This is a genomic window from Achromobacter sp. CSND-B12 (assembly GCF_052906545.1).
This window is the reverse complement of sequence record NZ_JBREGJ010000001.1, coordinates 506,642-518,501: the sequence shown is the minus strand read 5'-3', so window position 1 is coordinate 518,501 and position 11,860 is coordinate 506,642. Positions and strand designations below refer to the sequence as shown.

Genomic DNA, 11,860 nt, shown 5'->3' with positions numbered 1-11,860 from the left:
GAGGCTTTTTACTTGGCGGGCAGGAGGAGGTTTTCCAGCGTGCGCCGATAGATGTTCTTGAGCGGGTCCAGCGAGGCCAGCTCGATACGCTCGTTGACCTTGTGGATCGTGGCGTTGCACGGGCCGAACTCGATGACCTGCGGGCAGATCTTGGCGATGAAGCGGCCGTCGGACGTGCCGCCGGTGGTCGACAACTCGGCCGTCACGCCGGTCTCGTCGCGGATGGCCTTGACCAGCGCATCGGTCAGCGAACCGCGCGGGGTCAGGAAGGGCTCGCCGCCCAGTTCCCAGTCCAGCGTGTATTCCAGGCCATGGCGGTCCAGCACTTCATGCACCCGCGCCTTCAGGCTTTCCGGCGTGCTGGCGGTGGAGAAGCGGAAGTTGAACAGCGCCACCGCCTCGCCCGGCACCACGTTGGTGGCGCCCGTGCCCGAGTTCAGGTTCGAGACCTGGAACGTGGTCGGCGGGAAGTATTCGTTGCCCTGGTCCCATTCGATCGCGACGATCTCGGCCAGCGCCGGCGCCAGCTGGTGCACCGGGTTGCGCGCCAGGTGCGGGTAGGCCACGTGGCCTTGGATGCCCTTGACCGTGAGCTTGCCCGACAGCGAGCCGCGGCGGCCGTTCTTGCAGGTGTCGCCGAGCACGTCGCCCGAGGTGGGTTCGCCGACGATGCAATAGTCCATCTGCTCGCCGCGCGCCTTGAGCGCGTCACAGACGATGGCAGTGCCGTCGATCGACGGGCCTTCCTCGTCGGACGTGATCAACAGGGCGATCGAGCCGCCGTGCCGCGGGTTGGCCGCCACGAATTCCTCGGCCGCCACCACGAAGGCGGCGATCGAGCTTTTCATGTCAGCGGCGCCGCGGCCATAAAGGTAGCCATCGCGCTCGGTGGGCACGAACGGATCGCTTTCCCACTTCTCGCGCGGGCCCGGCGGCACCACGTCGGTGTGGCCGGCGAAGACCGCCAGCGGCGCAGTGTCGCCACGGCGCGCCCACAGGTTGGTGACACCGCCCTGGGCGATGGTCTCGCAGGTGAAGCCGATGCGCGTCAGGCGCGCGGCCAGCGTCGCCTGGCAATCGGCGTCCGCCGGGGTGACCGACGGACGGGCGATCAGGTCCTTGACCAGATCCAGAACAACCGAGGGAGGTTGGCCCTCCTGCCGCTGCGCGGCTGCCTCCCCAAGGGAGGGTGCACGCCCTTCGGGCGGCCGTGCGGTCGTGCGCATTACGCCCTCAGCAGATCGTTGATGCTGGTCTTGGCGCGGGTCTGCGCGTCGACACGCTTGACGATGACGGCGCAGGCCAGGCTGTGCGAGCCGTCGGCCGAGGGCAGCGAGCCCGGCACCACCACCGAGCCCGACGGCACGCGGCCGTAGGTGACCTTGCCCGTGGCGCGGTCATAGATCTTGGTGCTTTGCGACAGGTACACGCCCATGGCCAGCACCGAGTTCTCTTCGACGATCACGCCTTCCACGACTTCCGAGCGGGCGCCGATGAAGCAGTTGTCTTCGATGATGGTGGGGTTGGCCTGCAGCGGCTCGAGCACGCCGCCGATGCCGACGCCGCCGGACAGGTGGACGTTCTTGCCGATCTGGGCGCACGAACCGACGGTGGCCCAGGTGTCGACCATGGTGCCTTCATCGACGTAGGCGCCGATGTTGACGTAGGAGGGCATCAGCACCACGTTGCGGCCGATGAAGGCGCCGCGGCGGGCGACGGCGGGCGGCACCACGCGGTAGCCGCCTTGCTTGAAGGCGTTGTCGCCGTATTCCGAGAACTTGAGCGGCACCTTGTCGTAGAACTGCAGCGGGGCCTGGCCCATGATGGCGTTGTCGTACAGGCGGAACGACAGCAGCACGGCCTTCTTGATCCACTGGTGCACGACCCAGTCGTCGTTGATTTTCTCGGCCACGCGCAGGCGGCCCAGGTCCAGCCCGTCGATGGTGTGTTCGACGGCTTCGCGCACTTCGGCGCTGGCGTCGACGGGCGACAGGTTGGCCCGGTCGTCCCAGGCTTTTTCGATGGTGGTCTGCAGGTCGAGAGTCATAGCGGCTCAGCTTTTCAAAAAGGTTGATCAAACAGAAGTATGTACGAAATGGGCGATGCGTTCGGCCGCCTGCACGCAGTCGGCCAACGGCGCCACCAGGGCCAGGCGGATGCGCCCCTGTCCCGGATTCACGCCATGCGCTTCGCGCGCCAGGAAGCTGCCCGGCAGCACGGTAACACCTGTACGGCCGTACAGGTCGCGCACGAAGGCGGTATCCGAGCCCGGCGTGGCCGCCCACAGGTAGAACGAGGCTTGCGGCCGCGAGACGTCCAGCACGTTCTGCAGGATCGGCAGCACGGCCTCGAACTTCTCGCGGTACAGGCGGCGGTTGTCCTTGACGTGGGCCTCGTCGGTCCAGGCGGCGATGCTGGCGGCCGACACCAGCGGGCTCATGGCGCTGCCATGATACGTGCGGTACAGCAGGAAGCGGCCGATCAGCGCGGCATCCCCCGCCACGAAGCCCGAGCGCAGCCCCGGCACGTTGGAACGCTTGGACAGGCTGGAGAACGCCACCAGGTTGCGGTAGTCGTCGCGGCCCAGGCGGCGCGCCGCCTGCAGGCCGCCCAGCGGCGGATTGCCTTCGTCCAGGTAGATCTCGGAATAGCACTCGTCGGAGGCGATCACGAAGCCGTAGCGGTCGGACAGGGCGAACAGGTCCTTCCATTCGTCCAGCGACATGACGTTGCCGGCCGGGTTGCCCGGCGAGCAGACGAATACCAGGCGGGTCTTTTTCCAGATGTCTTGCGGCACCTGGTTCCAGTCGCAGGCGAAATTGCGCAGCGCGTCGGCGTTGACGTAGTAGGGCGTGGCGCCGGCCAGCAGGGTGGCGCCTTCGTAGATCTGGTAGAACGGGTTGGGGCAGATCACCACCGATCCGGCCGACGGATCGATCACCGTCTGGGTGAAGGCGAACAGGGCCTCGCGCGAGCCCAGCGCCGGCAGCACCTGGGTCTCGGCATCGGGCGCCGGGATGCTGTAGCGCCGCGCCAGCCAGTCGGCGATGGCCCGGCGCAGTGCGGGATCGCCCTTGGTTGACGGATACACCGACAAGCCGCCAAGATGATCGCGAATGGCCTGTCCCACGCGCTCGGGCGCGGCGTGCTTGGGCTCGCCGATCGACAGGTTGATGGGCGTCAGGCCGTCCGGCTGCGCGCTGGCCGAGGCCAGCAGGGCGCGCAATTTTTCGAACGGGTAGGGGTGCAGGGCATCGAGGCGCGGATTCATGACGCAAGATTTTAACAAGCAAGCTACAATAGCGGGCTTGGCTTAACGCGAAGGTGGCGAAATTGGTAGACGCACCAGGTTTAGGTCCTGACGCCGTAACAGGTGTAGGGGTTCGAGTCCCCTCCTTCGCACCAACCCCATTCAGGCACTGATCTGGCGATACGTCGGCGGCAGTGTCCTCCAAACCCCGAGACATCCCTGTGTCCCGGGGTTTTTCATTTGGCGGGCCATCTGCCGCTCTTGAATCCCCGGATTGAGGGCCGGAGCCCCATACCGGCCCCACACCGGCCCCCCCCGCCGGACCCCACGCCTGTACCGCCGATTCCCTGCTTGTTATAAAGAGCCCTGAAGCTTTTCTTGTCGAGCGAGGGTAAATGTTGTCGATTCAAATGCTTAGCCGCGGCGGCCTGTTGTTGCTTGTCGCGCTCATGTCCGGCTGTTCCTCCTCGTCCATCAATCCCTGGTCTTCGCCCGCCGCCCCCGGTTCCGGCTCCGACTCGTCACGGGTCAGCCTGGAATGCCGGGTCAGCCGCAGCAGCTGCATCTATGAAGGCAAATACGAGGCGGGCGAGCGTGACTATGCCGAAGACGAGGCCAAGCGCTTGAATCGGGCCGAAATGGAACGGTTGCGCCGCGCTTTCGGCGGTTGAGCCGGGGGGGAAATGCCCGCCGGCTGGCGGGCGTTGACGCCACCATCGGCGGCGCGCCGAATGCGGCGCCTTCGGAGGGGTCGAAGGCGGGGCCAGCGCTCACGCGGCCGCTGGGGTGGTGGCTTGCGGTTTTCCATAGAGCACCCGAGCGCAGACCACGCCGCTTATCAGTCCGGGCACGCCGCCCAGGAACAGCGGAAAGCCCAGCTCGGGCGGGGTGTTCTCGCGCACGGCGAAGCCCGCGAGGAAAACGAAGGCATAGAGACCGCCCAGCAACCCCGGCCAGCAATACGAGCGCCATGTCACGACGGCGGGCCGGCAGGCGCCCGTCACCAGGCCGCACAGCAGCGCGGGCACGCCGCCGTACAGGTACGACCAGGGCACCAGGAAGACCGACGTGAACAGCGATTCCAGGCTCATCGCGGCGGCGGCCAGAAACAGCGCGAACACCAGGGTGCCTACGGGGGGACCCAGCGCGGCGAACAGGGCGGCGCCAGCGGCGCCTGCGCGGGCAATGTCACCGCGCGTCTTGCCTTCGGGCCGGCGCACGATGCGCCACGTCAGCACGCCCAGCGACGCGGCGGCCAGCACACATACGGATAACAACAGCACGGCGTGCCTTTCAAGTGTCGGTGGGTCGGTTGGGGAACAGGTTCAATGACAGGATGGCATCGGGATAGGTCGCCAGCAGCATCCCCGACAGGTGGCCGTGCAAGGCGCCGAACAGCGGCCAGCTCAGCGCCTCGCTGCCGGGCAGCAGGTCCAGCAGCATCAGCTGGCCGGTGCGCACGGTGCCGACGAAATAGGCGCGTTCGTCATGCTGGCCCGTGGGCGTGGCGCGATAGATCTTGGTGGCTCGGCCGCTGTCGTCCTTGCGCCAACTGTTGCCGCTGGTCGTGGCGCGGGCGCCGATGGGGGCGATGTCCGCCTGGATGGTTTCCCAAAGGGCGCGGGCGTTGGCGGCGTATACGACGATGGTCATGGTGGGCGCTGTCCTATGCGAAAAGTTGGGAACGCGAGGCCGAGCACGGCAAAGTTACTAACGTGGCCGTGGCACGGCAAGCGCCGGCGCGTTGCGCCGCGCGCTCAGTCGCCCGCCAATTCCCGTAGTTCGTCGGCGCGGTTGATGTTCAGCAGCATCGGGCAATACTCGTACATGGGTGAACCGACATGCGCCCCGGCCAGCGCGCAATGGCCGTTGCGGTACGCCAGCCAGGCCTTCTGGGTCTGTTCCAGCTTGGCGGCGTCGTCCGGGTAGTCGGTGGCCAGGCGTGCCTGGACCCTGGCGTAGAGCGTGTTGATTTCACGTTTGGCCGCCGCCGAGACGCCTTCCGCGCAGGCGCCGACGGTGCCGTTGTTGGTGACGCCGGCATCGCGCAGGCAGCGGTCGTACTGGCCCATGTAGTCCGGCGTGGAGGCGCCCAGGACCAGGGCGGGAGACAGCATCAGGGAAAGCGCGAGGGCGTGTCGGATCATGGTGGCGCGAAGGTGAAAGTGAACGGATCGGGTGCGCTGGAAGCGGCGCGCAGCGCAAGCATACCGCCAGTCCCGGCTTGGTGTTTTCCCGGTTGACACTATGCTGGATAGTCCATAAAGTCACTCGCACAGATCTAGATAAAAGACCATCTGTAAGATGGTCTTTTATCGCGCGCTCGCTGCGTCGACCTCTTACAGAAATAATTCCAAGAGGAGACCGCCGTGCAATCATTACCCGTCAAGCTGCGTGGCATCGACGATGTCATCGCGTATATCGATTCATGTCCGGGCATCGTCGGCCGGGCCGGTCTGATATGGTGGCTCGCCCTGGGCGGATTGTTCCTGGACGCATTCGCCAATTCCGCGCTCAGCGCGGGCCTGGGCCCCATGACGCGCGACCTTGGCCTGAGCGCGGGCCAGGTCGCGTTGATGACGTCCTTCGCGTCCTGGGTGGCCATCGCCTTCAATCCCATCGGCGGCTGGATGGCGGATCGCTGGGGCCGCATGCGGCCTCTCATCACGGCCAAGCTGCTGGCGCTGATCGGCGCGCTGCTGGTGGTGTTCGCGCCGTCGTTCGACGTCATCCTGGCGGGCCGTTTCTTCGTGGGCGCGGCCTACGGCATCGACTTCGCCATCGCGATGGCGGTGCTGGCGGAATTCACGCCCGTCAGGCTCAAGAGCCGCCTGAACACCTGGCAGGGCATGTGGTACACGGCGGTCTGCTCCAATCTGCTGCTGGCGCTGCTGTTCCATTCATGGGAAGTGGGCGACGCGATCTGGCGCTATTCGGTCGCGGCCACCGCGGTGTTCGCGCTGGCCATCCTGGTGCTGCAACTGCGCTACATGGTCGAAAGCCCGATCTGGCTGGCGCGCAAGGAGCGCGTCGACGAGGCGGCCGTGGCGATGACCCGCATCTACGGCCAGCCGTTCACGGCGGCGCCGCCGCATGAGCGCGTGCCGGTGGTCAACCAGGCGCGGCGCGGCCTGGCCAATGTGCTGCTGATCTTCCGCGGCGTGTACCTGCCGCGCACGATACTGGCGGCCACTGTACAGATCGGCCAGTCCATCCAGTATTTCGCGGTGGGCTGGTACCTGCCGCTCATCAGCGCGGCACTGTTCGGCAAGGACTTCGTCTACGCCACGGTGGGCGCGCTGGTGTTCAACATCTTCGGCATCTTCGGCGGCTTCATGTCGCCCTACATCGGTCGCAAGCTGGGCTTGCGGCGCGCCTCGGCGTTCGGCTTTGCGGCCGTCTTCCTGATGCTGCTGATCCTGGGCACCTTCCACGGCAAGATGCCGTTGTGGCTGGCGGTGGCGGTGCCGTCGCTGTTCATCCTGTTCCATTCAGGCGGTCCGGGCGCCAACGGCAAGAGCCTGTCGTCGCTGTCGTTCCGCGGTGAATTGCGGGCCGGCGCCAACGGGGTCATCGGCGCGCTCGGCTCGATCGGCGCGGCGGTCGGCCTGCTGGTGTTCCCGCTGTTCCGCGAAAGCTATGGCCTGGAGAAGACCTTCCTGATCCTGTCTGCCGTCCCGCTGGCGGCCAGCATCATCTGCTTTGCCATCAAATGGGATCCCACCCGCAGCGGCATCAATCCGGACAACGAAGCCGGCGCGCCGCAGTTCAAGGGGGACGAGAACCTGCCCGCGCTCGACCCGGCGCTGGGGAAAACCGCAAGATGACGCACGGAGACAACATGTCGAACAACGTGATCCTGGCCATCGACGCCGGCACCTCGGGGACACGCGCCGCCCTGGTGTCGGGCGACGGCCACGTGTCGGGCCAGGAATACCTGGCCCTGCAGGTCGATACGCCGCGCCCCGGCGTGGTCGAGCAGGATGCCGATGCGATTCTCGAAAGAACGCTGCAGGTGTGCCGCAAGGTGATCGCGCAGGCGCGTCGCGACGGCCAGGCCATCGTGGCGTTGGCATTGGCCACGCAGCGCGCCACCGCGGTGCTGTGGGATACCGCCACGGGCCGCGCGCTGGTGCCGGCCATGGTGTGGCAGGACACGCGCTATGTCGATGAACTCGATCGCCTGGCGCCCGCCTGGAACCCGCGCCTGCTGGAGCAGGTGGGCCGCCCGGCCGGTGTGCGTTCGCCGTATCTGTGGGCGGCGCGCCACCTGCGCGATTCACCGGCCGTGGCGCAGGCCTGGCGCGAGCGCCGGCTGGCGTTCGGCACCGTCGACACCTGGCTGCTATGGCATATGTCGGACCGCCGCGAATGCGTGACGACGCCCACCAATGCCACCTCGGCCGGCGCCTATGTTTTGTCCGGGCACCGCTACTACCTGGACTGGATCGACGCGCTGGAGTTTCCGCGCGAGCTGCTGCCGGCCTTGCGCCAGGAAGCCGACGATTTCGGCCAGACGCGCGCGGACCTCCTGGGCCTTGCCGTGCCGATACGGGCGTCGGCCGGCGACCAGCACGCGGGCGCGGTGGGCCTGGGCTGCCTGGATCGCGGGCAGGCGATGTGCGTGCATGGCACGGGCAGTTTCGTCGACCTGATCATCGGCCCCGAGGCGCCCGTCAACAGCGGCCGCTACGAAGGCTCGCTGACGATGACGGCGCGGCGCCAGGACCAGGTGTCGCACTTCGCGGTCGAGACCTTCGTCGCCACCACCGGTTCGGCCTTGAACTGGGTCTGCGACAAGCTGAAGTGGTTCAGGAACGCGCAGGAGATCAGCGAACTGGCCGCCACCGCGCAATCGGCGGGCGGCGTGACATTCATCCCGGCCTTGACCGGGTTGCGCGTGCCGCGCATGGCGGCCGGCGCGCGCGCCTCGCTCACCGGCATCTCCATGGCTACCACGCAGGCCGAAGTGGCCTACGCGATCCTGGAAGGCATCGCCCATTCGGTGGCCAGTTGCATCGAGGCGGACGAGGAAGTATCGGGCGTGCAGGTGTCGGAACTGGTGGTGGGCGGAGGCCTGTCCAGCAGCGATCCGTTGCTGCGCATCCAGGCGGACCTGCTGGGGATACCGATCCGCCGCATGCAGGAGGCCGATCGCGCCAGCCTGCGCGGCGCGGCGTTCCTGGCGGGGGCGTCGGGCCTGCTGTGGCCATCGTTGCAGGCCGCGCGCCAGACCGCCGCCACCGATGCGGTATTCCAACCCACCCTGGCGGCCGAGGCCCGCGCCCGCCGCCGCGCGCTGTGGCATTCGCGCGTCGAATCCGAACTGGCCCACGCGGGCCTGTATTCCCAGGACAAGCAGGAGGCATTGCGGACATGATCGGGTTGCCATCGAGAAAGCCCAGGAAGGATCGGGCCGGCATGACCCGCGGCGAACCGTTGCGGCTGGCGCGGCAGGAACAGGCGGACCGGCTGGGCGGCGAACACTTCGACATGCTCATCGTCGGCGGCGGCATCACGGGCGCCTACGCGGCGCTGGACGCCAGCCTGCGCGGCTACCGCGTGGCGCTGGTCGAAAAGGACGACTTCGCCTCGGGGACCTCGTCCAAGTCGTCCAAGATGGTGCATGGCGGACTGCGCTACATCGAGCAGGGCAACCTGGGCCTGGTGCGCCATTCCCTGCACGAACGCCAGCGGCTGCGGCGCAACGCCCGCCACCTGGTGCAGCGCCTGCCGTTCCTGTTTCCGTTGCTGGAACGCGACGGCGTCTTCGACAAGCGGCTGGCCAAGGCGTTCGAGAGCCTGCTCTGGACCTACGACCTGGCTGGCGGCTGGCGCGAAGGCATCCTGCACCAGAAGCTGACCCCCGAGGAAGTGTTGTCGCATTGCCCCACCTTCAAGCAGGACGGCCTGCTTGGCGGCTTCCTGTACTTCGACGCGCGGGTCGATGACGCGCGCCTGACGCTGGCGGTGGCGCGCACCGCGGCGTTCCACGGCGCGGCGGTGCTGAACCACGCCCGGGCCATTGAAGTCACGCGCGACACGCATGGCAAGGTCGACGGCGCCATCGTGCAGGCCGGGCAGGCCGAGATCCGGGTGCGCGCCAACGTGGTGATCATGGCCACCGGCGTCTGGCTGCGCGACTGGAACGGCAGCCGCAAGGGCGATCCCCAGGCCTTGCACATCCGCCCCGCCAAGGGCGTGCACGTGGCCGTGCCCTGGTTGAAGGTGCGCAACGACTGCACGGTGACGATCCCGGTGCCGGGCCGCAGCCGCCGCGCCACCATCACGCGCTGGGGCAATGTCTCGTACCTGGGCACCACCGACGAAGACTACGCGGGTGACCTGGACGATGTCCATTGCACCCGCCGCGAACTCGATTTCCTGCTGGAAGGGGCGCGTTCGGCGCTCAAGACCGACCTGCGCGCCGAGGATGTGGTGGGCAGCATCGCCGGCTGCCGGCCGCTGGTCGCGCCGCCGGGCGGCAAGACGCTGGAGATCAAGCGCAACCACGAAATCCGGATCGCGGCCGATGGCCTGGTCACCATCGTCGGCGGCAAGCTGACGACCTCGCGCCACATGGCCGAGCAGACCATCGACGCCGCGCAGAAGGTGCTGGGGCGCAAGGCGCGCTGTGTCACGGCCAGCGCCTTCCTGCTGGGCGCGGCCGGCTACGACCCGCAGGCCATCGTGGCCTCGGGCGGCCTGTCCGCGCACCTGGGCGAACGCTATGGCACCGAGGCGCGCTTCGTCAGCGACCTGATGCAGCAGACGCCGGCGCTGGCGGCGCCGCTGGTGCCGGGGTTGCCGTACACCGAGGCCGAGGCGCTGTACGCCGTGCGCCACGAGCTGGCGGCCACGGTCGAAGACGTGCTCTCGCGCCGCATGCGGGCAAGGCTGATGGCGCGCGACGCCTCCGCCAAGGCCGCCGAACGCGTGGGCAAGATACTGCAGGCCGAACTGGGCCTGTCCGACGCCGCGGTGGCGCAACAGGTGCGCAGCTACCGCGCCGCCATCGAGCATGAAAAGTCCGTACTAATGGGAGACGACTCGTGATCAGTAAAGAAGCTATCAAGCGCGGCTACAACCGCGGCAACTACGTAGTGGGCGCGCACACGCCGCCGGCCTACGCGGCGGGCCTGACGCAGGCTGGCACCGAGCCGGGCCTGCAACGCGATCCCGTGTCCGTATCGGCCGCGCAGGTCGAGGCGCTGCGAGCGGCCGCCGACGAGGTGTTGACCACCACCGCCGACGCCGTGGCCTGGACGCGCGATTGGTGGGCCGGCTCGATGATGACCGAGACCGCCGGCCGCCCGGCCACGCCGCACGCGGTGATCGTCAAGGTGTCGACGGTGGAGCAGGTGCAGGCCGTGATGCGCATCGCGCACGCGGCCGCCATTCCCGTCACCGTGTCGGCGGGGCGCAGCAACGTCACCGGGGCGGCGCTGCCGCTGCGCGGCGGCATCGTGCTGGACGTCTGCCAGTTGAACCGCTTCATCGGGATTGACCGCGAAAGCCAGATCGTCGAGGTCGAGGCGGGCATGTTCGGCGACGTGTTCGAGCAGGCCATCCAGCGCGAGCATGGCTTGACCATGGGCCATTGGCCGTCCTCGTTCGGCATCAGCACCGTCGGCGGCTGGGTCGCATGCCGCGGCGCGGGACAACTGTCCACGCGCTACGGCAAGATCGAGGACATGGTGTTCGGCATGGACGTGGTGCTGGCCGATGGCAGCCTGATCACGGTGGGCGGTTATTCGCGCGCGGCGCTGGGCCCCGACCTGCTGCAGCTGTTCATCGGCTCCGAGGGCACGCTGGGGGTGGTGGTGCGGGTCCGCCTGAAGCTGCATCGCCTGCCCGACTACGGCCGCGCCATCGCCTACGGCTTCGAGACCTTCGCGGCCGGCCTGGAAGCCTGCCGCCAGATCATGCAGCGCGGCGCCAACCCCGCCGCCTTGCGACTGTACGACGCGCTGGAAAGCGGGGTGCAGTTCAACCGGCCCGACCTGAACGTGCTGCTGGTGGCCGACGAGGGGCCGCGCCCGATCGTCGACGCGGTCATGGGCATCAGCGAAGAGGTCTGCCGCGAATCCGGCGTGGCGCTGGATGGCAATGAGGTGTTCGAGCGCTGGCTGGATACGCGCTACCTGACCGGCAAGAGCGCCGAAGGCTTCAAGCGCAGCCCCGGCTTCGTGGCGGACACGCTGGAGATGGCGGGGCGCTGGAGCGACCTGTCCGCCATCTACGACGAGGTGGTTGCCGCGGTCAATGCCGTGCCCGGCACGCTGGCCGGTTCGGCGCACCAGTCGCATGCCTACGTCGATGGCGCCTGCCTGTATTTTTCGCTGCGCGGCGAGGTCGCGGTCGACGAGCGGGCACAGTGGTATCGGCGCGCCTGGGACGCGGCCAACGCGGTGTTGATCAAATACAATGCCGCGCTCAGCCACCACCATGGCGTGGGCCTGCTGCGCTCGCCCTACATGCGCGAATCGCTCGGGCCGGCCTTCGCCGTGCTGCATGCCGTCAAGCAGGCGCTGGATCCGCACAATATCCTCAACCCCGGCAAGCTCGGCCTGACGGACGAAGGCCCCTACGATCAAGGCAGGCGATAAC

11 protein-coding genes and 1 tRNA gene are annotated in these 11,860 nt (G+C 67.9%); 6 read left to right on the top strand and 6 right to left on the bottom strand.

Annotation, left to right across the window (positions count from 1 at the left end; translation table 11 throughout):
• Nucleotides 1-8: 8 nt before the first annotated feature.
• Genes dapE through dapC form a run of 3 tightly spaced genes read right to left on the bottom strand, consistent with a single transcriptional unit; the run spans nucleotide 9 to nucleotide 3,271 of the window.
• A complete protein-coding gene (dapE, locus tag ACUTAG_RS02345; protein ID WP_446649963.1) occupies nucleotides 9-1,226 on the bottom strand; it encodes a succinyl-diaminopimelate desuccinylase in 1,218 nt (405 codons plus the stop codon).
• Complete coding sequence (gene dapD / locus ACUTAG_RS02340) at nucleotides 1,226-2,047, bottom strand: 2,3,4,5-tetrahydropyridine-2,6-dicarboxylate N-succinyltransferase (RefSeq protein WP_006386215.1); 822 nt, start codon at nucleotides 2,045-2,047, stop codon at nucleotides 1,226-1,228. The genes dapE and dapD overlap by 1 nt, the downstream gene beginning before the upstream one ends.
• 27 nt (nucleotides 2,048-2,074) lie before the next feature.
• On the bottom strand, nucleotides 2,075-3,271 hold the full coding sequence (gene dapC, locus ACUTAG_RS02335; protein WP_026384502.1) for a succinyldiaminopimelate transaminase: 1,197 nt from the start codon (nucleotides 3,269-3,271) through the stop codon (nucleotides 2,075-2,077).
• Nucleotides 3,272-3,318: 47 nt separating this feature from the next.
• Between dapC and ACUTAG_RS02330 the strand changes: the two genes are divergently transcribed.
• Both ACUTAG_RS02330 and ACUTAG_RS02325 read left to right on the top strand, forming a co-directional pair.
• Nucleotides 3,319-3,405, top strand: a tRNA-Leu gene (locus tag ACUTAG_RS02330).
• Nucleotides 3,406-3,645: 240 nt separating this feature from the next.
• Entirely contained in the window at nucleotides 3,646-3,921 is a 276-nt protein-coding gene (locus ACUTAG_RS02325) for a hypothetical protein (protein WP_020928348.1), read from the top strand.
• Nucleotides 3,922-4,020: 99 nt separating this feature from the next.
• Here the strand turns inward: ACUTAG_RS02325 and ACUTAG_RS02320 are convergent, their stop codons facing one another.
• The 3 genes from ACUTAG_RS02320 to ACUTAG_RS02310 all read right to left on the bottom strand — a co-directional run bounded on the left by ACUTAG_RS02320 (nucleotide 4,021) and on the right by ACUTAG_RS02310 (nucleotide 5,397).
• Nucleotides 4,021-4,533, bottom strand: coding sequence for a hypothetical protein (locus ACUTAG_RS02320; RefSeq protein WP_446649962.1), 513 nt, complete (start codon nucleotides 4,531-4,533; stop codon nucleotides 4,021-4,023).
• Nucleotides 4,534-4,543: 10 nt separating this feature from the next.
• The gene (locus ACUTAG_RS02315) at nucleotides 4,544-4,903 is read right to left on the bottom strand and encodes a hypothetical protein (RefSeq protein WP_020928346.1); all 360 of its coding nucleotides are present in this window, start codon (nucleotides 4,901-4,903) and stop codon (nucleotides 4,544-4,546) included.
• 104 nt (nucleotides 4,904-5,007) lie between these two features.
• Nucleotides 5,008-5,397: a lysozyme inhibitor LprI family protein gene (locus ACUTAG_RS02310; RefSeq protein ID WP_006386210.1), complete on the bottom strand. Its 390-nt coding sequence runs from the start codon at nucleotides 5,395-5,397 to the stop codon at nucleotides 5,008-5,010.
• Between the two features lie 222 nt (nucleotides 5,398-5,619).
• On the opposite strand from ACUTAG_RS02310, the gene ACUTAG_RS02305 reads away from it, so the two are divergent.
• The 4 genes from ACUTAG_RS02305 to ACUTAG_RS02290 are packed head-to-tail and all read left to right on the top strand — an operon-like array spanning nucleotide 5,620 to nucleotide 11,859.
• Nucleotides 5,620-7,077 (top strand): MFS transporter, encoded by a 1,458-nt coding sequence (locus ACUTAG_RS02305; protein WP_006386209.1) that lies wholly within the window; start codon nucleotides 5,620-5,622, stop codon nucleotides 7,075-7,077.
• Nucleotides 7,078-7,091: 14 nt separating this feature from the next.
• The gene (locus tag ACUTAG_RS02300) at nucleotides 7,092-8,630 is read left to right on the top strand and encodes an FGGY family carbohydrate kinase (RefSeq protein WP_006386208.1); all 1,539 of its coding nucleotides are present in this window, start codon (nucleotides 7,092-7,094) and stop codon (nucleotides 8,628-8,630) included.
• Nucleotides 8,627-10,306, top strand: coding sequence for an FAD-dependent oxidoreductase (locus ACUTAG_RS02295; protein ID WP_446649961.1), 1,680 nt, complete (start codon nucleotides 8,627-8,629; stop codon nucleotides 10,304-10,306). Before ACUTAG_RS02300 ends, ACUTAG_RS02295 begins: the two co-directional genes overlap by 4 nt.
• Nucleotides 10,303-11,859, top strand: coding sequence for an FAD-binding oxidoreductase (locus tag ACUTAG_RS02290; RefSeq protein WP_049055158.1), 1,557 nt, complete (start codon nucleotides 10,303-10,305; stop codon nucleotides 11,857-11,859). Before ACUTAG_RS02295 ends, ACUTAG_RS02290 begins: the two co-directional genes overlap by 4 nt.
• Nucleotide 11,860: the final 1 nt, after the last annotated feature.